Origin of the sequence: Prochlorococcus sp. MIT 1223, assembly GCF_034092465.1 — a bacterium.
Taxonomy (GTDB): Bacteria; Cyanobacteriota; Cyanobacteriia; order PCC-6307; family Cyanobiaceae; genus AG-402-N21.
The window spans coordinates 1,373,725-1,397,818 of the sequence record NZ_CP139303.1 but is presented as its reverse complement, the minus strand read 5'-3'; the positions used below and the strand labels follow the sequence as shown (position 1 = coordinate 1,397,818).

General features: G+C 38.7%; 36 protein-coding genes, 1 tRNA gene and 1 pseudogene. 4 read left to right on the top strand and 34 right to left on the bottom strand.

The window, feature by feature from the left end:
* The first annotated feature begins 10 nt into the window (after positions 1–10).
* Entirely contained in the window at positions 11–2,239 is a 2,229-nt protein-coding gene (gene psaB / locus SOI85_RS07470; protein WP_320663770.1) for a photosystem I core protein PsaB, read from the top strand.
* 153 nt (positions 2,240–2,392) lie between these two features.
* On the opposite strand, the pseudogene SOI85_RS07465 reads toward psaB, so the two are convergent.
* The 3 genes and pseudogenes from SOI85_RS07465 to SOI85_RS07455 all read right to left on the bottom strand — a co-directional run.
* Positions 2,393–2,563 (bottom strand): annotated as a pseudogene (locus SOI85_RS07465) (photosystem I reaction center subunit XI); the annotation flags it as partial.
* 76 nt (positions 2,564–2,639) lie between these two features.
* A complete protein-coding gene (locus SOI85_RS07460; protein ID WP_320663769.1) occupies positions 2,640–3,167 on the bottom strand; it encodes a photosystem I reaction center protein subunit XI in 528 nt (175 codons plus the stop codon).
* 39 nt (positions 3,168–3,206) lie between these two features.
* Positions 3,207–3,326, bottom strand: a complete 120-nt coding sequence (locus SOI85_RS07455) for a photosystem I reaction center subunit VIII (RefSeq protein WP_320663768.1) — start codon at positions 3,324–3,326, stop codon at positions 3,207–3,209.
* Between the two features lie 129 nt (positions 3,327–3,455).
* Between SOI85_RS07455 and SOI85_RS07450 the strand changes: the two genes are divergently transcribed.
* The gene (locus SOI85_RS07450; protein WP_320663767.1) at positions 3,456–3,923 is read left to right on the top strand and encodes a hypothetical protein; all 468 of its coding nucleotides are present in this window, start codon (positions 3,456–3,458) and stop codon (positions 3,921–3,923) included.
* Here the strand turns inward: SOI85_RS07450 and SOI85_RS07445 are convergent.
* Positions 3,878–4,843, bottom strand: coding sequence for a glycosyltransferase family 2 protein (locus tag SOI85_RS07445; RefSeq protein WP_320663766.1), 966 nt, complete (start codon positions 4,841–4,843; stop codon positions 3,878–3,880). The genes SOI85_RS07450 and SOI85_RS07445 overlap by 46 nt on opposite strands.
* Before the next feature lie 33 nt (positions 4,844–4,876).
* A complete protein-coding gene (locus SOI85_RS07440) occupies positions 4,877–5,623 on the bottom strand; it encodes a C40 family peptidase (RefSeq protein ID WP_320663765.1) in 747 nt (248 codons plus the stop codon).
* Positions 5,624–5,642: 19 nt separating this feature from the next.
* On the opposite strand from SOI85_RS07440, the gene SOI85_RS07435 reads away from it, so the two are divergent.
* On the top strand, positions 5,643–6,536 hold the full coding sequence (locus SOI85_RS07435; RefSeq protein ID WP_320663764.1) for a serine hydrolase: 894 nt from the start codon (positions 5,643–5,645) through the stop codon (positions 6,534–6,536).
* 37 nt (positions 6,537–6,573) lie between these two features.
* Here SOI85_RS07435 and SOI85_RS07430 read toward each other — a convergent pair whose 3' ends face one another.
* The 6 genes from SOI85_RS07430 to alr all read right to left on the bottom strand — a co-directional run bounded on the left by SOI85_RS07430 (position 6,574) and on the right by alr (position 10,811).
* Positions 6,574–7,035: a hypothetical protein gene (locus SOI85_RS07430; protein WP_320663763.1), complete on the bottom strand. Its 462-nt coding sequence runs from the start codon at positions 7,033–7,035 to the stop codon at positions 6,574–6,576.
* A 251-nt stretch (positions 7,036–7,286) separates the two neighbouring features.
* On the bottom strand, positions 7,287–7,421 hold the full coding sequence (locus tag SOI85_RS07425) for a hypothetical protein (RefSeq protein WP_320663762.1): 135 nt from the start codon (positions 7,419–7,421) through the stop codon (positions 7,287–7,289).
* A 148-nt stretch (positions 7,422–7,569) separates the two neighbouring features.
* On the bottom strand, positions 7,570–8,079 hold the full coding sequence (locus SOI85_RS07420) for a hypothetical protein (protein ID WP_320663761.1): 510 nt from the start codon (positions 8,077–8,079) through the stop codon (positions 7,570–7,572).
* 98 nt (positions 8,080–8,177) lie between these two features.
* Entirely contained in the window at positions 8,178–9,209 is a 1,032-nt protein-coding gene (locus tag SOI85_RS07415; protein ID WP_320663760.1) for a hypothetical protein, read from the bottom strand.
* 259 nt (positions 9,210–9,468) lie between these two features.
* Positions 9,469–9,557, bottom strand: a tRNA-Ser gene (locus SOI85_RS07410).
* A 69-nt stretch (positions 9,558–9,626) separates the two neighbouring features.
* The gene (gene alr, locus SOI85_RS07405) at positions 9,627–10,811 is read right to left on the bottom strand and encodes an alanine racemase (RefSeq protein ID WP_320663759.1); all 1,185 of its coding nucleotides are present in this window, start codon (positions 10,809–10,811) and stop codon (positions 9,627–9,629) included.
* A 93-nt stretch (positions 10,812–10,904) separates the two neighbouring features.
* On the opposite strand from alr, the gene SOI85_RS07400 reads away from it, so the two are divergent.
* On the top strand, positions 10,905–11,411 hold the full coding sequence (locus SOI85_RS07400; RefSeq protein WP_320663758.1) for an HNH endonuclease: 507 nt from the start codon (positions 10,905–10,907) through the stop codon (positions 11,409–11,411).
* Between the two features lie 8 nt (positions 11,412–11,419).
* On the opposite strand, the gene prfA is transcribed toward SOI85_RS07400, so the two are convergent.
* The 23 genes from prfA to rplP form a co-directional block, all read right to left on the bottom strand.
* Positions 11,420–12,514, bottom strand: a complete 1,095-nt coding sequence (gene prfA / locus SOI85_RS07395; RefSeq protein WP_320663757.1) for a peptide chain release factor 1 — start codon at positions 12,512–12,514, stop codon at positions 11,420–11,422.
* Between the two features lie 56 nt (positions 12,515–12,570).
* The gene (gene rpmE / locus SOI85_RS07390; RefSeq protein ID WP_320663756.1) at positions 12,571–12,846 is read right to left on the bottom strand and encodes a 50S ribosomal protein L31; all 276 of its coding nucleotides are present in this window, start codon (positions 12,844–12,846) and stop codon (positions 12,571–12,573) included.
* A gap of 46 nt (positions 12,847–12,892) precedes the next feature.
* Positions 12,893–13,303: a 30S ribosomal protein S9 gene (gene rpsI / locus SOI85_RS07385; RefSeq protein ID WP_320663755.1), complete on the bottom strand. Its 411-nt coding sequence runs from the start codon at positions 13,301–13,303 to the stop codon at positions 12,893–12,895.
* Complete coding sequence (gene rplM, locus SOI85_RS07380; protein WP_320663754.1) at positions 13,300–13,752, bottom strand: 50S ribosomal protein L13; 453 nt, start codon at positions 13,750–13,752, stop codon at positions 13,300–13,302. The genes rpsI and rplM overlap by 4 nt, the downstream gene beginning before the upstream one ends.
* Before the next feature lie 159 nt (positions 13,753–13,911).
* Positions 13,912–14,781, bottom strand: coding sequence for a tRNA pseudouridine(38-40) synthase TruA (gene truA / locus SOI85_RS07375; protein ID WP_320663753.1), 870 nt, complete (start codon positions 14,779–14,781; stop codon positions 13,912–13,914).
* A 36-nt stretch (positions 14,782–14,817) separates the two neighbouring features.
* Entirely contained in the window at positions 14,818–15,168 is a 351-nt protein-coding gene (gene rplQ, locus SOI85_RS07370; RefSeq protein WP_320663752.1) for a 50S ribosomal protein L17, read from the bottom strand.
* Positions 15,169–15,205: 37 nt separating this feature from the next.
* A complete protein-coding gene (locus tag SOI85_RS07365; RefSeq protein WP_320663751.1) occupies positions 15,206–16,141 on the bottom strand; it encodes a DNA-directed RNA polymerase subunit alpha in 936 nt (311 codons plus the stop codon).
* Between the two features lie 54 nt (positions 16,142–16,195).
* Positions 16,196–16,588: a 30S ribosomal protein S11 gene (gene rpsK, locus SOI85_RS07360; protein ID WP_320663750.1), complete on the bottom strand. Its 393-nt coding sequence runs from the start codon at positions 16,586–16,588 to the stop codon at positions 16,196–16,198.
* Positions 16,589–16,643: 55 nt separating this feature from the next.
* Positions 16,644–17,009 carry a 30S ribosomal protein S13 gene (rpsM, locus tag SOI85_RS07355; RefSeq protein ID WP_320663749.1) on the bottom strand — a complete coding sequence of 122 codons (366 nt, stop codon included), beginning with the start codon at positions 17,007–17,009 and terminating at the stop codon, positions 16,644–16,646.
* A 114-nt stretch (positions 17,010–17,123) separates the two neighbouring features.
* On the bottom strand, positions 17,124–17,240 hold the full coding sequence (rpmJ, locus tag SOI85_RS07350) for a 50S ribosomal protein L36 (protein ID WP_011125841.1): 117 nt from the start codon (positions 17,238–17,240) through the stop codon (positions 17,124–17,126).
* Positions 17,241–17,287: 47 nt separating this feature from the next.
* Positions 17,288–17,836: an adenylate kinase gene (locus SOI85_RS07345; RefSeq protein WP_320663748.1), complete on the bottom strand. Its 549-nt coding sequence runs from the start codon at positions 17,834–17,836 to the stop codon at positions 17,288–17,290.
* Positions 17,837–17,878: 42 nt separating this feature from the next.
* Positions 17,879–19,198 (bottom strand): preprotein translocase subunit SecY, encoded by a 1,320-nt coding sequence (secY, locus tag SOI85_RS07340; RefSeq protein ID WP_320663747.1) that lies wholly within the window; start codon positions 19,196–19,198, stop codon positions 17,879–17,881.
* 61 nt (positions 19,199–19,259) lie between these two features.
* The gene (gene rplO, locus SOI85_RS07335) at positions 19,260–19,709 is read right to left on the bottom strand and encodes a 50S ribosomal protein L15 (RefSeq protein WP_320663746.1); all 450 of its coding nucleotides are present in this window, start codon (positions 19,707–19,709) and stop codon (positions 19,260–19,262) included.
* 5 nt (positions 19,710–19,714) lie between these two features.
* Complete coding sequence (gene rpsE / locus SOI85_RS07330; RefSeq protein ID WP_320663745.1) at positions 19,715–20,341, bottom strand: 30S ribosomal protein S5; 627 nt, start codon at positions 20,339–20,341, stop codon at positions 19,715–19,717.
* A 15-nt stretch (positions 20,342–20,356) separates the two neighbouring features.
* Positions 20,357–20,725 carry a 50S ribosomal protein L18 gene (gene rplR / locus SOI85_RS07325; RefSeq protein WP_320663744.1) on the bottom strand — a complete coding sequence of 123 codons (369 nt, stop codon included), beginning with the start codon at positions 20,723–20,725 and terminating at the stop codon, positions 20,357–20,359.
* 35 nt (positions 20,726–20,760) lie between these two features.
* Positions 20,761–21,300, bottom strand: coding sequence for a 50S ribosomal protein L6 (gene rplF / locus SOI85_RS07320; RefSeq protein WP_320663743.1), 540 nt, complete (start codon positions 21,298–21,300; stop codon positions 20,761–20,763).
* A gap of 15 nt (positions 21,301–21,315) precedes the next feature.
* Entirely contained in the window at positions 21,316–21,717 is a 402-nt protein-coding gene (rpsH, locus tag SOI85_RS07315; RefSeq protein ID WP_320663742.1) for a 30S ribosomal protein S8, read from the bottom strand.
* Positions 21,718–21,734: 17 nt separating this feature from the next.
* A complete protein-coding gene (gene rplE, locus SOI85_RS07310; protein ID WP_320663741.1) occupies positions 21,735–22,274 on the bottom strand; it encodes a 50S ribosomal protein L5 in 540 nt (179 codons plus the stop codon).
* Between the two features lie 104 nt (positions 22,275–22,378).
* The gene (rplX, locus tag SOI85_RS07305; protein ID WP_320663740.1) at positions 22,379–22,744 is read right to left on the bottom strand and encodes a 50S ribosomal protein L24; all 366 of its coding nucleotides are present in this window, start codon (positions 22,742–22,744) and stop codon (positions 22,379–22,381) included.
* On the bottom strand, positions 22,745–23,110 hold the full coding sequence (rplN, locus tag SOI85_RS07300) for a 50S ribosomal protein L14 (protein ID WP_320663739.1): 366 nt from the start codon (positions 23,108–23,110) through the stop codon (positions 22,745–22,747).
* Positions 23,107–23,373 carry a 30S ribosomal protein S17 gene (rpsQ, locus tag SOI85_RS07295; RefSeq protein ID WP_320663738.1) on the bottom strand — a complete coding sequence of 89 codons (267 nt, stop codon included), beginning with the start codon at positions 23,371–23,373 and terminating at the stop codon, positions 23,107–23,109. The genes rplN and rpsQ overlap by 4 nt, the downstream gene beginning before the upstream one ends.
* A 17-nt stretch (positions 23,374–23,390) precedes the next feature.
* Positions 23,391–23,600 (bottom strand): 50S ribosomal protein L29, encoded by a 210-nt coding sequence (rpmC, locus tag SOI85_RS07290; RefSeq protein WP_320663737.1) that lies wholly within the window; start codon positions 23,598–23,600, stop codon positions 23,391–23,393.
* Positions 23,601–23,602: 2 nt separating this feature from the next.
* On the bottom strand, positions 23,603–24,082 hold the full coding sequence (gene rplP / locus SOI85_RS07285; RefSeq protein WP_320663736.1) for a 50S ribosomal protein L16: 480 nt from the start codon (positions 24,080–24,082) through the stop codon (positions 23,603–23,605).
* Between the last annotated feature and the right edge of the window lie 12 nt (positions 24,083–24,094).

Sequence of the window (24,094 nt, the reverse complement as noted above, 5' to 3'; positions counted from 1 at the left end):
TTTTCCTTCAATGGCAACGAAATTTCCCTCGTTCAGTCAGGGTCTAGCTCAAGACCCTACAACCCGTAGAATTTGGTACGGGATTGCGACAGCACATGACTTCGAAAGTCATGATGGAATGACCGAAGAAAGGCTTTATCAAAAGCTTTTTGCAACCCATTTCGGTCATCTTGCAATTATTGGTTTATGGGTTGCAGGTAATCTGTTTCATATTGCTTGGCAGGGTAACTATCAGCAATGGGTTACTGACCCAACTCATATTCGTCCCATAGCGCATGCAATATGGGACCCTCACTTTGGGCAAGGTTTAACTGATGCTTTAACTCAAGCTGGTGCAACAGGACCAGTCAATGTTGCTTATTCAGGCTTGTACCACTGGTGGTACACAATTGGAATGCGTACAAATGAGCAGCTTTTCCAAGGGTCGATTTTTATGATCACTTTGGTTTGCTGGATGTTGTTTGCTGGTTGGTTACATTTACAACCAAAGTTCAGGCCTTCTCTAGCTTGGTTTAAGAATGCAGAAGCCCAGCTTAATCATCATCTAGCTGTTCTTTTTGGATTTAGTAGTATTGCTTGGACAGGCCACCTAGTTCATGTGGCTATTCCCGAATCCCGAGGACAGCATGTTGGTTGGGACAATTGGTTAACAGTACTTCCTCACCCAGCAGGTTTAGCGCCATTCTTTACAGGTAATTGGGGAGCATATGCGCAAAACCCAGATTCTATAGATGCTGTTTTCGGAACCTCTCAAGGTGCTGGAACTGCGATTTTTACTTTTTTAGGTGGACTACATCCCCAAAGTGAATCTCTTTGGCTAACTGATATAGCTCATCACCACATAGCAATAGGTGTTGTTTTTATTATTGCTGGCCATATGTATAGAAATACGTTTGGCATAGGTCACACTCTAAAGGAGATCACAGAAGCTCATAACACTAGTCACCCCAAAGATCCTCATAGAGGATATTTTGGAATTAATCATAATGGTATTTATGAAACAGTTAATAATTCACTTCACTTTCAACTTGGACTAGCTCTAGCGGCATTAGGTGTTGCTTGCAGTTTAGTTGCTCAACATATGGATGCGCTTCCTGCATATGCTTTCCTATCTAGGGATTATTCAACCCAGGCTGCGTTATATACACATCATCAATACATAGCGATGTTCCTAATGGTTGGAGCATTCTCACATGGAGCAATATTTTTTGTCCGAGATTATGACCCTGAACTAAATAGAGATAACGTATTAGCAAGAGTATTAGGAACAAAGGAAGCTCTGATAAGTCATTTGAGCTGGGTAACAATGCTTCTAGGATTCCACACTCTTGGAATTTATGTGCATAACGACGTTGTAGTTGCATTTGGCAATCCTGAAAAACAAATTCTGGTTGAACCAGTTTTTGCTCAGTTTGCTCAAGCAGCAAGTGGAAAAGTAATGTATGGATTTAATGCATTGCTTTCTAATTCAGCAAGTTCAGCAACAATTGCATCCAGTTCAATGCCAGGAAATCACTATTGGTTGGATATGATCAATAGGCCTGATGCCTTAACTAATTTCCTACCTATAGGGCCTGCTGACTTTCTAGTACATCACGCAATTGCTCTTGGACTTCATACAACTGCATTAATTCTCATAAAAGGCGCACTTGATGCAAGAGGTTCCAAGTTAATACCTGATAAAAAGGACTTTGGTTATGCATTCCCATGTGATGGCCCTGGAAGAGGAGGTACATGTGATAGTTCTGCTTGGGATGCCACTTATCTCGCTATGTTCTGGGCTTTAAATACAATTGCTTGGATAACTTTCTACTGGCATTGGAAACATCTAGCCATTTGGCAAGGTAACGTAGCTCAATTCAACGAGTCAGCAACTTACTTAATGGGTTGGTTTAGAGATTATCTGTGGCTAAATAGTGCTCAGCTTATAAATGGATACAATCCTTTTGGAGTCAATGCTTTATCTCCTTGGGCATGGATGTTCTTGTTTGGTCACCTAATTTGGGCGACAGGTTTTATGTTCCTAATTTCATGGAGAGGTTACTGGCAAGAACTGATTGAAACCCTTGTTTGGGCACATCAAAGAACTCCAATTGCCAATCTTGTTGGTTGGAGAGATAAGCCAGTAGCTTTATCAATTGTTCAGGCAAGATTAGTTGGATTATCTCATTTTACTGTTGGTAATTTTGTAACCTTTGGAGCATTTGTAGTTGCGTCAACCTCTGGTAAGTTTGGCTAGCAGCTATATCTAATAAAGAAATAAAAGAGCGTCTTTATCTATTTAAAGGCGCTTTTTTATTTCTTTAATAATGATTTGAGCATGGTTTAATAAGTTCTTAAAATGAAAAGTCAACTTCTTGGTAATTGAAAATTAATTGAAGGAATGAAAAATCTAAGCTCCAAATAAATGATATTCCCTAACAAGAGGTAATAAAGTATCCAAGTGCAAAGTACCCATTAATAGCCAAGCAAAAACTGCGCCTCCGCATCCTCCTAACCAAAAACCACTAGCGAAATCTGACCAACCTTCTTTCGTCAGTGAATCTGTTGGGGGATTGCTTATTTGAATCAATAAAAATTCCCCCAATAATAATACTAGGGGAAAAAATTAATTAGATTTTGATATTTTCTAAAAAAATCTAAGCTCCAAATAAATGATATTCCCTAACAAGAGGTAATAAAGTATCCAAGTGCAAAGTACCCATTAATAGCCAAGCAAAAACTGCGCCTCCGCATCCTCCTAACCAAAAACCACTAGCGAAATCTGACCAGCCTTCTTTCGTAAATAAATCTTTTGGAGGATTGTTTACCGTTGCATCTGCAGGTTGAATATTAGGGGCTTTACCAGGAGAGTTATATAAAACAAATAAAGCAGTAAGTATATGAACAGCTCCAACAGATCCAAGCAAACCAGCAGTCAATGCGAAGTCTGAATTACGAAGAGGTCCTGTCATAAAAAATGGACCATAAAGCAAATATCCAAAAGCTGCGCCCACTTCTAGACCGCGGAAATTAGGAGAGAGGCCTTCCCTATAAAAAGGAAGATTATTAATAAACCATTTGGTAAACCAACCTGAATTGACAGGAGTAGCGAGGTTTCCAGCAAAAGGGTCAGAGACTGTTTTTACAGCCCACTGCTCAGACATAGTTTCTTTGTTTTCAGGCATGGGAATAGAAAGACTGGTTTAATTCACTTAAAAAAGAATTTATTCAGCAGACGCTGTAATGTAACGACCTATAAGAACTATGAACACAGCAGGTGCCATAATCCCAATAAGTGGAACAAAAATTTGCGGCAAGAAATTTACTGCAAAGTCACTAGTCATTTAGATATCTCACTAGGTTCTTGAATAGTCTAAAGTTTGAATATCTTTAATTCTCATTGGTGACATAAAAGTTCAATCCAATATTGATTTTCAAGGGTCTAAAATGTCCTTAAAGCCTATATTTGATTCATGAATCAACTTTTCGCAGGTGGAATTGCTTTCATTCTAGCTTTAGTAATTTGGGGGATTGGTAAAAAATCAAAGAAAACTATTCATGGTCTTTACTCGAAAAAGCCTTATGCAGCAAATGGTTTACCAGAAATAAGTTTGATTCAAGAAAAAAGATCATCCACTAATTATGAAAATCATAAAATTATATGGAATCGTCCTGAAACAAGTTTTGAAAAGATAAGCCTTCGAAAAAGACTCTTCAAATTAATTAAATCAAACCCTGAAGATAGGATCTATGCCGTTGCAGTTGCAAATGAATGGGGTGATCCTTGTGTACTATCAATCCTTAGACAAGGACTACGAGATTCCGAGAGTGAGATAGTTGTGTTAGCGGCAAAGGGTATTCATAAGTTTAAAAAGTGTTCAATAAAAAAAGATAATCAATCCAAGGAATCTTTACCCCTAAATATATTTCTAATGCGATAAATAGGTCTTCCTTGACTTTCATGATAAGTACGTATCTGTAGCTCTCCTAATAAACCAAAGCAAAAAAGTTGCACACCAGCGATACCAAGAACTAATGAAAATGTCAGTAAAGGCCTGTTGCCAATATCTTGACCCATTATTTTAAGAATCAAAAGATATATACTTGTTGAAAAACTAGCAAAAATTGCAACAATTCCACCAAATCCAAATACATACATTGGTCTTGTTAGAAAGCGATTCATAAACCAAACAGTTAATAAATCCATCAATACGCGAAAAGTTCTATCAATGCCATATTTGCTTTTACCATATTTCCTAGATCTATGATTTACCCTAATTTCAGTAATCTTTGCACCTTCAATATTTGCCAAAACGGGTAATAGTCTATGCAATTCTCCATATGGTCTTATATCAGCCAAGACGTCCCGGCGATATGCTTTCAAAGAACAGCCATAATCATTTAATCGAACTCCTGTAACTGCACCAATCAAGCGATTAGCGATACGAGAAGGAAGTTTCCTAGTAATTTCTGCGTCTTTTCGTCGATAACGCCAACCACTGACCAAATCAAAACCTTCTCTAAGTCGTTTCACTAGCGAAGGGATATCAGCAGGATCATTCTGCAAATCCCCATCAAGAGTAACAATCACATCTCCTTTAGAAATATCAAACCCTGCTGCCATAGCTGCAGTTTGTCCATAATTCTTTCTAAGTAAAACGCATAAAACTTCAGGGACTTGTAAACTTAAATTGAATAAAACATCAGCACTTTTATCTGTAGACCCATCATTAACTAATACCAATTCAAAAGTCTCGCCATTAGAACGCATGACTTGAACGATTTGTTCTACCAATCCAGGCAAGCTCTCCTCTTCATTAAATATTGGAACAACTACAGAAACATCTATCTTTTTAGTCATTTAATAATTCCTCTACAAAAGAAAAGAATTCAATTAAGGGAGAGTAGTTCCATCATGACATCTATAAACTCTTCCGATAGATCGAAATATAGAACGATAGTAGGAGGAAACGGAGTCATTTTCATACAAAGAGCTCATTGCTATTCCATCTAAACCATTCAAAATCCCTGAGCTATGCCAATAATTACCTCTATTGATATGAATTCCGACATGGTTGCATCTAGCTTTTGTTCCAAAAAATACTAAATCGCCTGGCAAAAGTAATTCGTCACTACCCAATGAATATTCAACTTTTAGACAAAATTGCTCTTGCTGATATGCATCTCTAGGCAACCAAATTCCTTCACTCGAAAATGCAGCCTGAACCAACCCAGAGCAATCAAAATCTGGTCCAATTGCACCCCCCCATAGATATTTATTAGGAACTTGCGAAGATTCTCGAACCCATTCCAGAACTTTTGGAATACATTCAGATATTTGCCTGCTATTTAAGAAATTGGGCTTCCATGTCGATATGCAATATGCATTTCCAAGGACCTCTGAAACCGTTAACCAACACAAGTAACCATCTTCTAATAGGCGCACCTTCATTCTCTGAGAATTCAGTTTAAGGTCTATGTTCATCTTGGGTAATTGAATAATTTGGAAATTTCTGCCCTTAGCAACTTGAGTAACTAAGGAATTATCAAAGCTATTTTCATATCCATTTACAGCTACATTTAGTTTCCAGTAGCCTCGAGTCTCGAAATTTTCGATTTTTAGGAAATCTCCTAAATTCATTTTCTGCTAATCAAACAATATGGCGTTTTACCAATCAGATCCAGAGATGTTGGATCATCTAAAATCATTAATAAATAGATTCTCAAATGAAGGTCGACCTGAATTACATAAGAATATTTCAATTTGCTGGATTCGGTATCTAAAACTATATCCAAATGCGGGGAGTGGACACGGTGCGACATGGTCCCAAAACAACCTTTTCTATCCAGCTAGCGTTGTAAAGCTTATTTATGCAATCGCAACTGAAATATGGCTACAAAATGACCTTCTTATTGAATCTGAAGAACTGCGTAGAGCTCTTTCTGACATGATTATCCATTCGAGTAATGATGCAACTAGTTATATTGTCGATATTCTGACTGGGACAAATAGTGGTGCTTCTCTTCCAGAGAAAGAATGGGAGGCATGGAAGCAACAAAGAAGCTTAATAAATCAATGGTTAAAAACATTTAACTGGTCAGAGCTAGAAAATATCAACTGCTGCCAAAAAACATGGAGCGATGGACCTTATGGAAGAGAAAAAGATTTCTATGGGGAAAATAACGAGAACCGTAATGCTCTAAGCACTGGCGCAGTAGCAAAAATATTTGAAGCTTTAATGACCAATTCTTTAATATCTCCGAAAGCCACGGGAAGGTTAAAAAATTATTTATCCAGATCATTAAATATGATTGATCGTAAGAAAAATCCAGATAATCAAATAGATGGTTTTATTGGAGAAGGACTTTCTCAAAAATCGAAAATCTGGAGCAAGGCTGGATGGATGAGTGAAGTGCGCCATGATGCTGCTTGGTGGGAGGAGGAAAACAAAAATCCTATGCTATTAGTTATTTTTACTCGAGGTACAGAGTTATCTAAAGACCCTTTTTTACTTCCTGCTTTTGCTGACGAATTACGTAATTTCAATAGCTAAATAGATATTATAGATTAAATATAATTTACTTTCTAGTCTAAAATAATTTTCTTATAGAAAAGAAAAAAGCGCCTGTTTTCTCATAAAGATGATGTTTCTTACGATTTAATTTAATACAATATGGGTTAGTAAAAATAGCAAATAAAATTCTTAGAAATCTAAGAGTTTTATATTTTTTCTTAAATTCAACTTTTTTTTTACTATTTAGCAAATCAAGCGTCTCTTCATCAAAGATCTTTTCATCTCTTAAAGACAAAATAATTCTTTCTCTATAGTCTTCTTTGACAGTATTTAATACAATTAACAATCCATTAATAGCACTTTTATCTCCATTACAAATTTCCCTAATAATACTCTGATATAAATTCTCCCATTTGTATGGTTCATTCTTAAATAATGAAGAAGATACATCCTCTTCATTAACCATTAATAGTCTTTCTTCTTCATCTAATTCATTTTGATTCGTCTGCCAATAGCTATATAATGGTGAAGTTCTCATAATTGCTTTAGCGCTTACTTTCATAGTTTTGTCAAAAATAGAAAGAAAAGAAGGTGTATATAACTAAATGCTTTTCATAGCTTCTCAGGTATTTTCTCATTAAAAAGGGCACCCTGCTCACGAGGTGCCCTAATTATCAGAACTAATTGCGTGAGGAGTGTTCTGACTTTTCTTTTCTAGGCACGGATATACCAGAGTGTCAACGATGAAATTTTATACAGATCAAAATCTACCTTTTTACTTCATTTTGATCAACGAGCAATGAGCATCACACCAGCAAACAAGACAGATCCGAGGATAAATCCAACTCCCAAAAGAACAGCTGCTATAGGAGTGTTCAAATAAACAGATATGCTTGCTAACTCATTTCCTTGTTTTTCAGCCACTGGAGAATCCTATATAAACAAACATATTCAAGCATCACATGTCGCAATAAAAGGCTCTGGAAATTGTCATCACACAAAAACGACAAAAACCAAAATAAAATTTAAAGATTTCTCATAGGACAATTTAAAAGCCTCTTGTATTAGCTTTTTAAAACAAGTTACCTGCAGTGCCTGAATTTTTCTTAAAAGAAGACTGAGGAGCCTTTTCCTCCTGTTCAATGGTTCTCTGCAGCTCAGTTTTATTAGCTGTATTGATTTTTGCACCTGTTAAGTCTTGATCTATCTCAATATTTTTCTCCAGATAGTCAATTTTATTATTCAGTGGTTGAACCAGTTCAACAACCTCTTGCTTTGGAGTGTCAAAAGTTGAACTGTTAAAAGTAAATGCAATTCTTCCCTTAGAAAATCCAATACTTAAAAAAACAAAAGCTGCTGCAAGCGATATAACCAAAAACAAAATTGACAAAAGTTTTTGAACTGGACCCCAATAAACAAAAAGATCAAGTACTTCATCACCTGAATTTGGCTGTCTATTAGAGGCTTTTCCCCATTGCAAAAACAGATCATTAGTTATCCATCCTTTGTTCGCATTGCGATATGGAGACTCACTTCTCGCAAAATCAACAACCTCAATAATCCTCTCTCGTACCACTTTCAATCCTCAAAATCAAAACATATTCAAGCATTTAAAGAACTTTGTTGGCCCAAAAACACAAGTATTAATCGAAAAAGTTCTTCAAATGAACCAATTAGATATCACATTGCCACAAAACTAAGGGCTGCAACTAGTAAAGCTGAAGCAATAATTCCAACAGCAACGATGCTAGCGATTTTTCCTGTATTTACAGAAATAGAAACAGTCAATAACTCATTTCTTTTTGCTCTCTTTTCTTCAGAAACAGATTTTTTATCCTTTTGCAAAACGGATTGAGCCTTGATTCCTGTTTTGTTTTGATTTAAAGCTTTTACTTTTCTCCTCTCAGCTGCTTTCTTCGCTTCAGCTGCTTTCTTCGCCTCAGCTGCTTTCCTCACTTCAGCGGCTTTCTTCGCCTCTGCTGCTTTCTTCGCTTCAGCTGCTTTCTTCGCCTCAGCTGCTTTCCTCACTTCAGCTGCTTTCTTCGCCTCAGCTGCTTTCCTCACTTCAGCTGCTTTCTTCGCCTCTGCTGCTTTCTTCGCCTCAGCGGCTTTCTTCGCTTCAGCTGCTTTCTTCGCTTCAGCTGCTTTCTTTGCTTCAGCGGCTTTCCTCACTTCAGCGGCTTTCTTCGCCTCAGCTGCTTTCTTCGCTTCAGCTGCTTTCTTTGCTTCAGCGGCTTTCCTCACTTCAGCGGCTTTCTTCGCCTCTGCTGCTTTCTTTGCTTCAGCGGCTTTCCTCACTTCAGCTGCTTTTTTCGCTTCAGCTGCTTTCCTCACTTCAGCTGCTTTCTTCGCCTCAGCGGCTTTCTTCGCCTCAGCGGCTTTCTTCGCCTCTGCTGCTTTCTTCGCTTCAGCTGCTTTCTTCGCCTCTGCTGCTTTCTTCGCTTCAGCTGCTTTCTTCGCCTCAGCGGCTTTCCTCACTTCAGCGGCTTTCTTCGCCTCTGCTGCTTTCTTTGCTTCAGCGGCTTTCCTCACTTCAGCTGCTTTTTTCGCTTCAGCTGCTTTCCTCACTTCAGCTGCTTTCTTCGCCTCAGCTGCTTTCCTCACTTCAGCGGCTTTCTTCGCTTCAGCTGCTTTCCTCACTTCAGCGGCTTTCTTCGCCTCTGCTGCTTTCCTCACTTCAGCTGCTTTCTTCGCCTCTGCTGCTTTCTTCACTGCCACTGATTAATCCAAGAAATAACAGCTTATTCAAGCACCTCTTCCCTAAAAAAAGTGAAAAAAAATGATGCGATAAAATTCAAAAAGGTAATTAGCAACTAAAAAATATGGAAAAACTATAAAAAAAAAATTTGAAATTCTTATCAGAAATTTTAATATTTCAGAAACTAATTAGGTATTAGAAATAAAAATTATGGCATAAAAAATTCTGTCATCGAAGTCGATGACTATATTTCTATAAACACCTTCTAACAAACGGAGAGGGAGGGATTCGAACCCTCGACAGAAGTTGCCTCCTGTAACTCCTTAGCAGGGAGCCGCTTTCAACCACTCAGCCACCTCTCCAGCAGCATGTACATACCTTAATCAAGAACTTATTTTTTTTCTCAAAAAGTGTTCCTATTTTCAGGACCCTCAAACGACAACTCTGGGAAGCCTATTTTTAAAACTACAAAGAATCTCCCACGGAATCGAACCTATCATTTCGCTCCATAACTGAGCATCAACACTATTAGAACCATCTTTCCCAAGCAAAGTGACTATTTTCCCAACTTTGAGATCCGAATAATCAGTTATATCTAAAACAAGTTGGTCCATTGTTATAGATCCGATTTGAGGAATTAACTTTCCGTTATACATAACAGAAATCTTTCCAGAAAGAGCCCTACTAACTCCATCTGCATACCCAATACCTACAACTGCCAAACGACTCTCTCGATTGGTTTTAAATTTATGTCCATAGCTAACACCAGTACCCTTAGGAACTGTTCTTAATAAACTAACTCTTGCTTTAACAGACATTGCAGGCTCTAAAGCTAAATCACTTTTAGCTTTAGGAAGTGGATTTTGTCCGTATAAAGCAAGACCAACTCTTACCATGTTGTAATGCAAACTGTTATTACAAAGAGTTCCAGCAGAATTTGCTAAATGAAAACATAAAGAATCATTTTTTGAAGATAAAGAATTTATAAGAGTATCAAATTTATTCTTTTGTGATGAAGTAACCGAATCACCTTTTGAATCGAAATCAGAATCTGCTGAAGCAAGGTGACTATAAACTCCCTCTAAATGAATATTATCTAAAGATTCAATTTCCGTGCAAAAGCTCAATGCATCTTGTAAATCACACCCAAGTCTTGACATACCAGTATCTACCTTAATGTGTACATTAAAATTCTTTTTACAATCTTCTGCAATATCTTGGCATATTAATGCTTCTCTAATGCTGCTTAATGTAACAGTTAGTCCCCATAATAAAGATGCCTTTAATTCATTTTTACTAACTAAATTCCCAAGAATAAGTATGGGACATTTCAAACCTGCTTTACGCAGGTCAATGCCTTCTTTAAGAGTAGCCACTCCTAAATAATTAGCTCCTCCTAGTAAAGCAGCTCTTGCAACGGTCTCTGCTCCATGTCCATATCCATCAGCCTTTACAACTGCCATTAGAGAACATTTTGGGCCAACAAATTCTTTAATTAATTGAGTATTAGCTTCTATTGCCGATGAATTTATTTCTATCCATGCTCTTTGACAGGGATCAAAGTCAGTTGAACTCATATATTGATTAGTCAAATTTACAAAACTATTTGGGTTCATAAGGATCTGGCTCCAAGGTTATTTAAGCTCTAATTAAGAGAACTGCACCTTCCTTGTATTCCAATTAATATGATTAAAATTTAGGGAGCTGGCATGGTCCAAGTTCTCGTTTTAAATGCCTCTTATGAACCTTTAAACATCACGACTTGGCGAAGAGCAACGGTTTTGATGCTAAAAGGGAAAGCTGAAAGCCTGGAAGAAAATCCAGACTTAAAAATTAGGCCTGACAAGAATATACCTACTGTGATTCGACTAAGACATTTCATAAAAGTTCCTTATAGAGATATACCTTTAACGCGAAAAAATATTCTTTATCGAGACAATAACTGTTGTCAATACTGCGGATATAAAGGGTTAAAACTGTCAATAGACCACATATTGCCAAAAAGCAGAGGAGGTCCTGATACTTGGGAAAATGTAACGACTGCTTGTTTGACTTGCAATATAATCAAAGGAAACAGAACTCCTGAAGAAGCAAATATGATTTTAAAACAAAAACCTTATAAACCTCTTAGCAATCTTAGCTTTGAGGCAACAAAACAGATTAATTCTGGCTTACATAAAGAATGGGGAAAATATGTAATTGGCTGGTTTTCTTGAGAAAGTTATTAATCAGCCTCTTTAGCTAAACTCTCCATCTTCTGACGTTGCTCTTCTGCTATACATGCATTAATAATATTCTCAAGTTGGCCTGCAAGTACTGGATCTAGTGGGAAGTTGCAACCTAATCGATGGTCAGTTGTTCGATTATCTTTATAGTTATAAGTTCTTATTTTCTCACTTCTATCACCGGTACCAACCTGAGAAAGTCTTTCAGATCGTTCTTTGGCATTGGCTTCAGCAATTTCTATTTCTAATAATTTTGCCCTTAGAATTTCAAAAGCCCTTTCACGGTTCTGAAGCTGAGAGCGTTCTTGGGTACAAAAAACTCGTATCCCAGTGGGTTTATGAAACAAATCAATTGCAGTTTCAACTTTGTTCACATTTTGTCCGCCAGCCCCGCCAGAACGAGCTGAACTTATTTCTATATCAGTAGGTTCGATTTGTACTTCAACTGGATCTGCTTCTGGCATTACAGCGACTGTAGCGGTTGAAGTATGAACGCGACCTTGGGACTCCGTCGCTGGTACTCGCTGAACTCTATGAACTCCTGCTTCGAATTTAAGCTGGCTAAAAACTGCTTCTCCTTTGACTGAAATAATTAACTCTCGAAACCCCCCTAGATCAGCTTCTGTAGAACTAATTGGTTTTACTAGCCAGCCAACTTTTTGGCCATAACGTTCATACATGCGCGCTAAATCACCTGCCCAAATACATGCCTCATCACCTCCTGCTCCTGCCCTGATTTCGAGCATTACACTTTTTTGATCTCTAGGGTCTTGCGGTATAAGAGCTAATGTAATTTTCTGAATTAATTCATCTTTTACAACTTCTATTCGTTTCATTTCTTCTTGAGCAAGAGACTCCATCTCCTTATCATCTTTACTTTCTTTATATAAGTCTTTTGCTTCGCTAAATTCTTTCTCGAGAGTTTCTAATGCTTCATAGTCAACAACAAGAGGTTCCAGCCTAGATCTCTCTCTAGCAATACCTTCTAACTTCTTTGGGTCTGATGCAACATCAGGATCAGCTAATTGTAATTCCAAATTCTTGAAACTTCTCTTAGCTGTTTCCAGGCGCGACTTAAGCGTTGAAGAGTCCATACCCATCAACAAGTCATAGTGTTTTTATTAATAATTGAAAGTTAAGTCCTTCCAGTTCAACTTGCAGGCTTCTCATCACTTTTATTATCAGAAGACTTTGTATTTGTGGGATTCTCAACTTCAGAAGAGGACATTCCATACTTTCTCATAAATCTATCAACTCGACCTTCTGTATCAAGAATTTTTTGAGTACCAGTAAAGAATGGATGATTACCACTCCAAACATCCACATGAAGCTCTTCTTGGGTCGATCCAGTTGTCATTACCACTTCACCATTGCAAATAACTTTTGCTTCTGGAAACCATTTGGGATGAATGTCAGACTTAGGCATTTAATTAATAAATTAAGTTAAAAAGAGTCAAGCAAGAACAACAAATTTAGCGTTTGGAGAATTGTGGAGCCTTTCGAGCTTTCTTAAGTCCATACTTCCTTCTCTCCTTAGCCCTTGGGTCTCTACTGAGGTGACCCTCGACTTTTAATGGTTTTCGATTATCAGGAGAAAGATCACAAAGAGCTCTAGCAGCTCCTTGTTTAATAGCATCGGATTGACCAGTTAATCCCCCACCATAAACATTGACCAAAATGTCATAGGAATCAACTAAACCAAGTGTTTCCAATAGTGATTTAACCGCAGAGATATAAGCAGGATTAAAATTCAAATAATGGTCACCTGGGCGGCCATTAATAGTAATGGCTCCTTTACCAGGAACCAAACGAACCCTCGCTACTGAGGTTTTTCTTCGTCCTGTTCCCCAGTAAACAACTTGCTTAGTGCTAGAGCTACTCATTGTGCTATTGAAGAGGAGTGTAAGTTCATTGTTTCGGGATTTTGTGCAGCATGAGGATGTTCAGAACCCTTATAAACCTTTAGTTTTCTGAATAGCTGTCTGCCAAGAGAATTATGTGGAAGCATCCCTTTGATAGCTGTTTCAATAATTCTCTCTGGGATTCGATCTTGCAGAGCACTAAATGTTTCTACTTTCATTCCTCCTGGGCGACCAGAATGCCGGCGATAAAGTTTCTGATCAGCTTTGTTTCCAGTTACTTGGATTTTTTCAGCATTAATTACAACTACAAAATCCCCTGTATCTAAGTGAGGGGTGTAATTGGGCTTATTCTTGCCACGAAGAACAGAAGCCACTTCGGTGGCGAGCCTACCAAGAGTTTGATTCTCAGCATCCACCAAATACCAGTGGCGGTTGATTGAATCTATAGATGGGATTGTTGTCTTGTTCATTACCCCCGGTCAGCGGGTATTTTTTATAGATCTATCAATAAAGATAGGGTTAAAATCAATCTCATATCCATTTAAGAGGATTATTGAGATCAAGAAATATGATTTTACACTTTAACAAGTCCTTTTTTGTTTAATAGAAAGGATTTCTTGAAAAACATCTTAAGGAGGATCATTAGGAGGATCATTTATACCTAAAAAATATTTCGGAAAACTATCAAACCAAGCAGCTTCGGAGAATATCGAATCCTTATAACCAGCACGAACAAAACACAGCCCATTCGGAGGGGCCGCATATCGTACTTCCTCACGCCGACATTGTTTCCATCTGTCTCTAAAAAGATCGAGAGTCAATCTATGCTCTCCAAGAGCAACTAATTGGCCAACTAAAAGTCTTACCATTCCATATAAAAAACCACTGGCTTGGATATCTAAAACAACTAAATCCCCTTCCCTCTCAACAGAAACTTCTTGAATAGTTGTCCATGAATCATTTCGATTGCTTCCAGCTCGACGGAAAGCCGAAAAGTCATGTAAACCAATTAGTTCCTTTCCGGCTAATCTCATTAAATTTTCATCCAAACGAAATCTATATCTATGCCAAGACCAATTGGCTAAAAAAATATTTGGCCGACAACCGTTATAAATTGTGTATCTATATCTTCGATAAATAGCTGAATAACATGCATGCCAGTTTAATGGACGGCATATAGATTCTCTAATTCTAATAGTATTTGGCAATCTTCCATTAAGGGCGCCAGCCCATTGATTAGGTGGTATATAACCAGAGCAATCAAAATGAACAACCTGTCCAGCAGCATGTACGCCTGAATCAGTTCGACCAGCTGCAAAAAGGTTTATGGGTCTATTGGGATCCAAATCATATATTGCTTCTTCTATAACACTCTGAACACTTATTCCTTGCTTTTGCTTTTGCCAGCCGCAAAATGCTGAGCCGTCATATTGCAATGATAATCCAATTCTTCTTACTACATTTTTCCCGGTCTTTGAATTAGAGCCATCAGAAAACATCCAGCCAAATAATTAATTATAAAACTTCCTTATCAATCAAACTAGTTCAATTATTGCCATCTCTGCATTGTCTCCACGCCTAGGAACAGTTCTAACAATCCTTGTATAACCACCTTTCCTATTTCCATATCTATCCTGTGCTTTATCAAAAAGCGCATGAACTAACTGCTTATCGTAAATGTAACCAATCGCTTGTCTTCTCGCGGAAAGAGTTCCTTCTTTTGCCAGTGAAATCATTTTCTCGGCCTCATCCCTAATTGCCTTAGCACGTGCTTTTGTTGTAGTAACTCTTCCCTCTCGAATTAACTGAGTTGTTAACCCCCGAAGCATTGCTTTCCTCTGGTCAGCAGGCCGACCTAATTTTGGTACTCGTAGTTGATGTCTCATCGTTTTTAGTATTAGAAGGACTAATTAAGAATGGAATTCATACTGAAGTCCTACTTTGAGGAATTGTTATTCCTATTCTTTCTAAAGCTTCAATAACCTCATCCGCAGATTTGGATCCGAAATTCTTAATTTCCAAAAGGTCTTCATAACTAAAGCCCATTAAATCAGAAACTGAATTAACTTGAGCACGTTTTAAACAGTTATATGCTCTCACAGAAAGGTTAAGTTCTTCTAGAGGGATTTGAGCTTCTGCAGAAGGTTCTGGCTCTTGTGGAACCTCCTCAACCATTGTCACAGTTGCTAAAGGTTGAAAAAGTTCAATCAATTGATTAGCAGCTTCTGCTAATGCATCATCAGGAGAAGTAGAACCATCAGTGACAATCTCCATTCTCAGCCTTTCTCTAGTAGATCCTCCTTCAGCTACTGCAGTTTCATCAATAGTAAAATTTACCCTCTGAATAGGCATAAAGACAGCATCTATCTGAAGTAGATCTATAGCTGTAGTTTCTTCGTTGTATCGATCTACTGGGCGATAACCAGTACCTCTTTCAACATGTAATTCAAGCTCAAGATTATGTCCATCATTTACTGTTGCGATAGGCCTTTCTCCATCAACAATGTCAACTTGTGAGGAGAACTGAATATCACGTGCTTTCACTTCTGCTGGGCCAGAGACTACTAGCCTTCCAATCTCGAGTTCTTCACTACGACTATTAACAGAAAGCTGTTTACAGTTTAAAAGAATGTCCAAAACATCCTCTCTAACTCCAGGGATTGTGGCATATTCATGGTTTATGCCTGCAATTCGCACAGCTGTAACTGCACTACCTTCAAGCCCACCCATTAAAACCCTTCGCAAAGAATTACCAAGAGTTGTAGCTTGACCTCGTTCAAGAGGACCTATGAGGAAAACACCTGTTTGAGAGCGATCTTCAGAGACTTGATGCTCAATTCGGTCAATCTGGTATGGCAACGGTCTAAAAAATGTAGAGAAAGGAACAAAAATTCACTAATAAAGTGAATTGAATTAAACGCGTCTGCGTTTTGGACGCCTACATCCGTTATGAGGAAGTGGAGTTACATCCCTAATCAATGTGATCTCAAGTCCAGCTACTTGTAAAGCTCTAATGGCAGTCTCACGACCTGAACCAGGACCTCGAACTAGAACTTCTATTTGACGCATACCTTGCTCAAGGGCCCTTCTAGCTGCTGCTTCGGCTGCAGTCTGGGCTGCGAAAGGCGTGCCTTTCCTGGCACCTTTGAATCCACTAGCACCAGCTGAGGACCAAGAAATTACTTGTCCAGCGGTATCCGTAATAGAAACAATTGTGTTATTGAAGGTGCTTTGAATATGCACTACGCCATTTGGGACGTTGCGCTTAACCTTTTTAGAGCCGGTTTTCTTAGTTGGAGTGGCCATATTGTTGGGCCTTGTAAATAAAGATCAGTGATTAAAAACTGCACAAAGAAATTAATTATTTCTTTCTACCCGCGACAGTTTTTCTCGAGCCACGACGAGTACGTGCATTAGTGCGTGTGCGTTGCCCCCTAACTGGGAGACTCATTCGATGCCGACGGCCTCTAACGCATCCGATGTCCTGCAATCTTTTAAGAGCCATTCCTTCTTGACGGCGTAAATCACCTTCAAGAGTGAATGATTCAGTCGCAATCCTGAGTTTCTGCACATCTCCATCATCCAAGTCCTTAACACGAATATCAGGATTAACTCCTGCTTGATCGAGGATGGTCTTGGCTCTTGTAAGGCCAATGCCATAGATGTATGTGAGAGCAACTTCCACTCGCTTTTCACGAGGTATGTCGATGCCTGCAATCCGTGCCACTTAGCTAGTTAACGGGGAATAGAAGAGATCTGGAATCCACCTTAATTTGAAAAAAGGTGGTTTTCTAAGACAAACCTAAAAGTTTGTAACTTAGATAATAATCAGAGGTGAGATTTACCCCTGACGCTGTTTGTGTTTTTGAGTTGCAGTACAAATGACCATAACTCGGCCGTGGCGTCGAATAACCCGGCACTTTTCACACATTTTCTTGACTGAGGCTCGCACCTTCATAATGGCGTAGCTCTATGAGATTCCAAACTTAGACTTTACTACATCGTTCAATTTAAAGCTTTCTGGATCAGATTCGCCACAATATCAATTTCAGCATCTCCTTCAATAGACTTAATTAGTCCACGACTAGCATAATATCCAATTAATGGTTCAGTTTTCTCTCTATATACCACCAACCTATTCTTAATTACATCTTCATTATCATCATCTCTACCTCTTGCCAAAAGACGCTTTATAAGCACTTCATCATTTATTTCTATAGAAATTACTGCGTCTATAGGTTGTTCAATTTGTTTTAGCAGTCGCTCCAAAGACTTTGCTTGAGATAAATTTCGAGGAAAGCCATCTAATAACCAAGATTTATCTTGATTTGATAAGTTTTTCTGAACAATTGATAAAACTATTGAATCGCTTACTAACTCTCCTTTATTCATAATTAATGCGGCTTCTCGCCCAAGAGGAGTTTTTGCCGAGACTTCCTGCCTTAATAAGTCACCAGTCGATAAATGTAAGAACCCATTATTCTTACAAAAAATGGAAGCTTGAGTTCCTTTACCAGCTCCTGGTGGTCCAAGGAAAAGAAGTCTTTTTTTCATCTAACTAGGGAAAATCAAAAAAGAGTTGGAATTTTAAAATAACTACTGCCTAACAAGACCTTCATATCTTTGCGATATGACATATGTTTGAACTTGTTTAGCAGTATCAATAGCCACACCAACAAGTATTAACAAAGAAGTAGCGCCTAAACCCTGAAAAGTCTGAACATTAGTTGCTCTTTCAACCGCTGCAGGAATAATTGCAACTGAACCCAAGAATAATCCTCCAAGTAAAGTTAATCGATTTTGAACACCTGAAAGATAATTGGCTGTGGCACTCCCAGGCCTAACTCCAGGGATAGCAACCCCACCCCTTTTCAAATTTGCAGAGATATCAACAGGGTTAATCGTTAAAGATGCATAAAAATAAGCAAAACCAAGAATTAGAGCAAAGAAAGTCAATGCATAAGGCCAAGGGTTAGCTGCACTAGGATTTAAAGAACTCGCAGCGCGAATTAAAAGGGGGTTTTTAGTTATATTTGCAATTGTTATCGGGAGGAATATCAAAGCTGAGGCAAAGATTATGGGCATAACTCCACCTGCATTTAACTTCAGAGGAAGATAACTTTGTCTACTTGGCAATAAAGCAGTCCCCCCAATTTGTCTTTTAGCACTAACTATAGGAATTCTCCTTGCACCCTCTTGCACAAAAATAATTCCCACAATTGTTATTAAAAAGACAAGAAGAAGAACAATAATTCCAACCACATCACTTCTATCTCCAGTTTGCGCTTTCTCTATAGTGGAACTAAGAGCTTTTGGCAGTGTCGCAACAATATTCAAAAAAATAACTAATGAAGCTCCCTGGCCTATACCTTTCTCCGTAATAATCTCACTTAGCCACATAACAATCATTGATCCAGTTACTAAAGCCAAGGAAGTCTGAAGAACAAAAGAAACTTCACTCAAGCTTTCTATTGCATAGTTTCTTAAAATCAACGCAAATACTATGCTTTGGGCAAATCCCCATCCAAGAGCTACATAACGAGTGATTTGGGAGATCTTTCTTCTTCCAGCTTCTCCTTCATTTTTTTGTAAATCTTCTAATTGTGGTAAAGCCGCTGTAAGTAATTGAATAATTATCGAAGCGTTGATGAAAGGTAATATTCCAAGCGCAAAGATACCTAAAGTAGATATACCCCCTCCGGTGAAAATATCTAAAAAACCTAATAGCTGTCCCCCTTGCTCAATAAAGGTTTTAAAAGCCTCTCTATCTATACCTGGCAGTGGGATGTAGATACCTAAACGAACAAGAAGCAAAAGAGCTAAAGTTGTTAACACTCTTCCACGCAACTCTTTATTTAGCAATAACTGAGTTACTACTTCACCTGCACTTGGATTACGACCCCTGCTAACTAACATTTAGGAAAAATTACAATGAGCTTCAATTGATATTGAACCAATATATATGAAATAACAAATACTAGTAGATTTCACAAGCCCCGCCGGCAGCTTCTATCTTTGTTTTAGCGGATGCAGTAAAAGCTGCTGCTTGTACTGTCAATTTAACTTCTAATTTCCCTTTACCTAAGATCTTCAAAGGATGCTTAGGACTAGTAACTATTTTTTCTTTTACTAATGAATCTAAATTCACCGTGGTTCCAGTCTTTAATTTATTTAAATCAGATACATTAATTACAGTAAAAGACTTTTGATTAATTAATTGAAAATGCTTTTGTTTAGGAACTCTTCTATATAAAGGCATTTGACCACCTTCAAATCCAGGGCGAGTTGGGCGACCTGAGCGAGATTTTTGACCACGCATACCAAAACCACAGCTAGCTCCTTGCCCTGCTGCAATTCCTCTGCCTTTTCTTAGCTTTCTTCTACGAGAGCCAATATTTGATTTAAGGGAATCCAGAGTTGGTTTCATTGTTTTCATGAGTAAATCTGTTCGAGGGAAATGCCTCTCTCTTTGGCAGTTGCTTTATGAGTTCTTAAATCGGATAAAGCCACCATTGCAGCACGAGCATTATTTAAAGGAGTCTTACTTCCTAACCTCTTAGCTAAAACATTTTTAATTCCAGCTAATTCTAAGACAGTTCGAATAGAGCCTCCTGCAATTACTCCAGTACCAGGTGCAGCTGGACGAATCAGAACACTAGCCGCTCCGTCACGCCCATTAGAAATTGTTGGGATAGAACTATTTCGTGTTAAAGGAACTTTTACTAAATGTTTCTTACCATCAGCAACACCTTTTCGAACAGCTCCAATCACATCTCCAGCTTTACCAACACCAACTCCAACTTGACCCCTTTCATTTCCAACAACAATTATTGCTCGAAAGCTCATCTTTTTTCCACCTTTGACCGTTTTAGAAACCCTTCTAATTTGAACAACCCTTTCTTGCCATTCAGAATCTCTTTCTTGGCCTTGTCTGTCTCTACGTCGCCCGCGTCTTTCTCCGCCGCGTCCTCTGCGTTGTTCCTTCTGACCTTCTGCTGCCGGAACGTTAGAACCTGTTGAAGATTCAGTATTTTTAGATTGTGATTTTGTGTCAGTCATAATAAAAATAAGAGCTTAGAATTCAAGACCTGCTTCTCGAGCTGCTTCCGCGAGAGCTTTAACTCTACCGTGGTAAATATTACCCCCTCGATCAAACACTACTTGCTGAACACCTTTTGATAAAGCTCTTTGAGCAACAAGTTCGCCAACAGCTTTAGATGCATCGCAATTACTACCATTGGATTTGAGGTTAACTCTTAAGTCTTTCTCGATAGTAGATGCTGCACAAATAGTGCTTTGAGAATCATCATCTATTACTTGGGCATAAATGTGATTATTCGAGCGAAAAACTGCAAGACGAGGCTTTTGAGAGGTCCCAGATAAATTCCTCCTAAGCCTTTTGTGCCTTTTTTGAGTTTGTTGTTTTCTTGAAAGTGTGGCCATGTTAAAAAAATGAATTAAAGCAATTAAATAGAAAGCTATTTCTTTCCTGATTTACCAGCCTTCCTAATTATTCTCTCACCTTCAAATTTAATTCCTTTACCCTTATATGGCTCAGGAGGACGAATTGCACGAATTTTTGCAGCTTCATTCCCCACAAGCTCTTTATCAACACCTGTGACAGTAACATTCGTGTTATTTTCCACCGCAAAAGTAATACCAGCAGGCGGAATTACTTCTACAGGGTGGCTATAGCCAGCACTAACCACCAAATTACGTCCTTTAACTTGAGCTCTTGATCCTACCCCTATAATTTCTAGCTTCCTTGAATATCCCTTAGTCACCCCTTCAACCATATTGGAAACTAAGGTTCTACATAAACCATGGCGCTCTCGAGACTTTCTCTTTTCATTAACTGGTGAAATAACAATCGAGTTTTCCTCTTGACTAATGGAAACGCCTTGAGGAAGTGTTCGACTAAGTTCTCCTTTAGGGCCTTTAACAGTCAAAGATAGTCCTTCAACAGTCACAGCTACCTTTTCTGGTACTGAAATCGGTTTCTTACCAATGCGAGACATAATGCAGGCTCCTAATTAGTAGACGTAGCAGAGGACTTCGCCTCCGACACCTTGTTTTCGAGCATCGCGATCACTCATGACACCTTTTGAAGTTGAAACGATTGCAACGCCCAAACCTCCCAAGATCTTTGGTAATCCACGAGTTTTTTTGTAGATTCGAAGACCAGGTCTACTCACTCTTTGCATTGAACGAATAATGGGATGACGATGCTTACCGCTATATTTCAATTCAAGGACAAGATGTTTTGTAATTCCTTCTCCCTCTTCACTAATATCAGCAATAAAACCCTCTTTTTGCAATACTTTGGCGATGCTATGAGACATTCGCGAAGCAGGGATTTTAGTATTCTGATGTTTCTTCTCACTCGCATTTCGAATACGAGTGAGCATATCTGAAATTGGATCGTGATTAGCCATGAATTTATTAGTTTAGGTCAGTTATTGCGGAAGGGCATTCCCATCTCACTCAGGAGAGCCTTACCTTCTTCGTCTGAACTAGCACTTGTGACAATAGTGATGTCCATCCCCCTAATTGAATCGACTTTGTCAAAAGATACTTCTGGAAAAATTAATTGTTCTTTAACTCCTATTGTGTAATTACCACGGCCATCAAAACTTTTTGGGCTCACGCCTCTAAAGTCTCTAATACGTGGCAAAGCGAGATTAATAAAACGTTCTAAGAAAGAATACATTCGGTCTCCTCTAAGAGTCACAGCACAACCAATAGGCATGCCTTGACGAATTTTGAAGCCTGCAATTGCTTTCTTAGCCCTTGTGACCAAAGCCTTTTGTCCAGTTATTACTGCCATTTCAGATAAAGAAGCCTCAAGAGACTTGGAATTTGAGGCAGCTTCACCTAGTCCTCTATTTACAGTGACTTTCGTCACCTGTGGAACTTGGTGAACATTCCTTAGGCCCAATTCCTTGAGGAGTTTTGGTCTAATTGTCTCGCGATAGCGCTTTTTAAGTGACATAGTTTAGGGAAGGGGGATTAATGCTTAGCTGAATCAAATAAGAAAACAAAAGGAAAGAAGCTTAATTAGACAAGATTTGTCTTGTCATTCGAAAAACTGGGGAATTAGTCAATCAATTCACCAGTTTTCTTAAGTCGTCGTTTCTTCGCTCCATCCTTATCCACAAATATTTCTATACGACTAGCAACTTTCTTAGAGGTGGAATAAAACATAACGTTTGATGCATGTAATGAAGCTTCTTCAGTAACAATTCGTCCACTCTCTCCTTCTTGTGACGGCTTTACATGTTTTGTACGCATATTTACTCCTTTAACTATGACTCGATTTTCTATTGGCATGGTTTGAAGTACTTCTCCTGTTTTACCTTTATCTTTTCCATTAATAACTTGTACAGTATCTCCTTTCCGAATTCGCATTTTTATGCGACTTGAAGGTTTTAAAGACTTAGCTTTTTGAGGAGTATTCAACATTTAAATAACCTCCGGGGCAAGTGAAACAATTTTCGTGAAGTTTCTATCACGCAATTCGCGCGCAACAGGACCGAATACTCTTGTCCCCTTAGGGTTCTTATCATCATTGATCAAAACTGCTGCATTATCATCAAAACGAATTGAATTACCTGTCTCGCGTCGCATTGTCGCTTTTGTTCGAACCACAACAGCTTTTACGACATCAGATTTCTTTACTCCCATGTTTGGCATAGCATCCTTCACTGCAGCCACTATCACATCACCTACATGGGCATAACGTCTATTAGAACCCAATACTCGTATGCATTGAAGTCGTTTAGCGCCACTGTTATCTGCAACAGTTAGGAATGTCTCTTGTTGAATCATTTTTCTGCCTCTCTAGATTTCATACCTTTATTTAGTACCTCTGATACAGCCCAACGTTTATGTGCACTCATGGGACGAGTTTCTTTAATACGAACTCTGTCTCCCTCCATGCAGTTATTCTGAGCATCATGCGCTTTATATCTTGTAGTGCGACTAACAATCTTTTCATAGATTGGATGTGGAAAACGGTTTTCAACAGCCACTACAACTGTCTTATCCATCTTGTCGCTGACTACGGTGCCTATCCGTTCCTTAAGTGCCATGGTTTCTAATTAGGTGATCAGGATGAAGTTGAGCGACTTCGCTCGGACGTAACCGTCAAAAGTTGAGCCAGCTCAATGCGGGCTTCTTTAAAACGATGAGTCTTATTCAGCTGTCTAGTTGCCTGCTGAAAACGAAGATCAAATAATTCACGACGTAAATCGTCAATTTTTTGCTTGATGTCAGCATCGGTGAGCTTTCGCACCTCGGCTGTATCTGGTCTAGCCATGATTAAGACTCCAAGGTGACGGGTGTGGCATTAGAAGTACTAGATCCATTCTGAGTCTGAGGGGGATCATCTAATGCTAAAAAGGTCGTTTTAATAGGCAATTTATATTGAGCAAGTCGCATTGCTTCTCTTGCAATTGACTCGGTAATCTCTGCATCACCGCCCATTTCAAAAAGAATTCGACCAGGCTTAACAACTGCAACCCAAAACTCTGGATTACCTTTACCAGACCCCATACGGGTTTCAGCAGCTCTCATCGTTACAGGTTTATCTGGGAAAATTCGAATCCATATCTGTCCTCCTCTCTTGACATAACGAGTCATTGCTCGCCTACTTGCTTCAATTTGCCTAGATGTGATCCAGCCACATTCTTGAGCTTGTAAAGCAAATTGCCCAAAGGCAATTTTATTTCCACGAGTTGCAACACCGCGCATGCGACCTCGTTGTTGTTTGCGGAATTTTGTTCGTTTTGGACTAAGCATGGTTGTAGATCT

Coding starts and splice junctions, on each gene's coding strand:
- rplQ (WP_320663752.1), bottom strand. CDS start 15,168: ATGAGACATCAACTACGAGTACCAAAATTAGGTCGGCCTGCTGACCAG.
- SOI85_RS07430 (WP_320663763.1), bottom strand. CDS start 7,035: ATGAGAACTTCACCATTATATAGCTATTGGCAGACGAATCAAAATGAA.
- rplR (WP_320663744.1), bottom strand. CDS start 20,725: ATGGCCACACTTTCAAGAAAACAACAAACTCAAAAAAGGCACAAAAGG.
- SOI85_RS07345 (WP_320663748.1), bottom strand. CDS start 17,836: ATGAAAAAAAGACTTCTTTTCCTTGGACCACCAGGAGCTGGTAAAGGA.
- rplE (WP_320663741.1), bottom strand. CDS start 22,274: ATGTCACTTAAAAAGCGCTATCGCGAGACAATTAGACCAAAACTCCTC.
- rpsQ (WP_320663738.1), bottom strand. CDS start 23,373: ATGGCACTTAAGGAACGGATAGGCACCGTAGTCAGCGACAAGATGGAT.
- SOI85_RS07400 (WP_320663758.1), top strand. CDS start 10,905: ATGGTCCAAGTTCTCGTTTTAAATGCCTCTTATGAACCTTTAAACATC.
- rpsK (WP_320663750.1), bottom strand. CDS start 16,588: ATGGCCACTCCAACTAAGAAAACCGGCTCTAAAAAGGTTAAGCGCAAC.
- rpmC (WP_320663737.1), bottom strand. CDS start 23,600: ATGGCTAGACCAGATACAGCCGAGGTGCGAAAGCTCACCGATGCTGAC.
- SOI85_RS07455 (WP_320663768.1), bottom strand. CDS start 3,326: ATGACTAGTGACTTTGCAGTAAATTTCTTGCCGCAAATTTTTGTTCCA.
- rpmJ (WP_011125841.1), bottom strand. CDS start 17,240: ATGAAGGTGCGAGCCTCAGTCAAGAAAATGTGTGAAAAGTGCCGGGTT.
- psaB (WP_320663770.1), top strand. CDS start 11: ATGGCAACGAAATTTCCCTCGTTCAGTCAGGGTCTAGCTCAAGACCCT.
- rplM (WP_320663754.1), bottom strand. CDS start 13,752: ATGAACAAGACAACAATCCCATCTATAGATTCAATCAACCGCCACTGG.
- SOI85_RS07450 (WP_320663767.1), top strand. CDS start 3,456: ATGAATCAACTTTTCGCAGGTGGAATTGCTTTCATTCTAGCTTTAGTA.
- rpsI (WP_320663755.1), bottom strand. CDS start 13,303: ATGAGTAGCTCTAGCACTAAGCAAGTTGTTTACTGGGGAACAGGACGA.
- SOI85_RS07460 (WP_320663769.1), bottom strand. CDS start 3,167: ATGCCTGAAAACAAAGAAACTATGTCTGAGCAGTGGGCTGTAAAAACA.
- secY (WP_320663747.1), bottom strand. CDS start 19,198: ATGTTAGTTAGCAGGGGTCGTAATCCAAGTGCAGGTGAAGTAGTAACT.
- rpmE (WP_320663756.1), bottom strand. CDS start 12,846: ATGCCTAAGTCTGACATTCATCCCAAATGGTTTCCAGAAGCAAAAGTT.
- rplN (WP_320663739.1), bottom strand. CDS start 23,110: ATGATTCAACAAGAGACATTCCTAACTGTTGCAGATAACAGTGGCGCT.
- SOI85_RS07440 (WP_320663765.1), bottom strand. CDS start 5,623: ATGAATTTAGGAGATTTCCTAAAAATCGAAAATTTCGAGACTCGAGGC.
- rplP (WP_320663736.1), bottom strand. CDS start 24,082: ATGCTTAGTCCAAAACGAACAAAATTCCGCAAACAACAACGAGGTCGC.
- SOI85_RS07435 (WP_320663764.1), top strand. CDS start 5,643: ATGGCGTTTTACCAATCAGATCCAGAGATGTTGGATCATCTAAAATCA.
- rplO (WP_320663746.1), bottom strand. CDS start 19,709: ATGAAACCAACTCTGGATTCCCTTAAATCAAATATTGGCTCTCGTAGA.
- rpsE (WP_320663745.1), bottom strand. CDS start 20,341: ATGACTGACACAAAATCACAATCTAAAAATACTGAATCTTCAACAGGT.
- rplX (WP_320663740.1), bottom strand. CDS start 22,744: ATGTTGAATACTCCTCAAAAAGCTAAGTCTTTAAAACCTTCAAGTCGC.
- rplF (WP_320663743.1), bottom strand. CDS start 21,300: ATGTCTCGCATTGGTAAGAAACCGATTTCAGTACCAGAAAAGGTAGCT.
- rpsH (WP_320663742.1), bottom strand. CDS start 21,717: ATGGCTAATCACGATCCAATTTCAGATATGCTCACTCGTATTCGAAAT.
- truA (WP_320663753.1), bottom strand. CDS start 14,781: ATGTTTTCTGATGGCTCTAATTCAAAGACCGGGAAAAATGTAGTAAGA.
- prfA (WP_320663757.1), bottom strand. CDS start 12,514: ATGGACTCTTCAACGCTTAAGTCGCGCCTGGAAACAGCTAAGAGAAGT.
- SOI85_RS07445 (WP_320663766.1), bottom strand. CDS start 4,843: ATGACTAAAAAGATAGATGTTTCTGTAGTTGTTCCAATATTTAATGAA.
- alr (WP_320663759.1), bottom strand. CDS start 10,811: ATGAACCCAAATAGTTTTGTAAATTTGACTAATCAATATATGAGTTCA.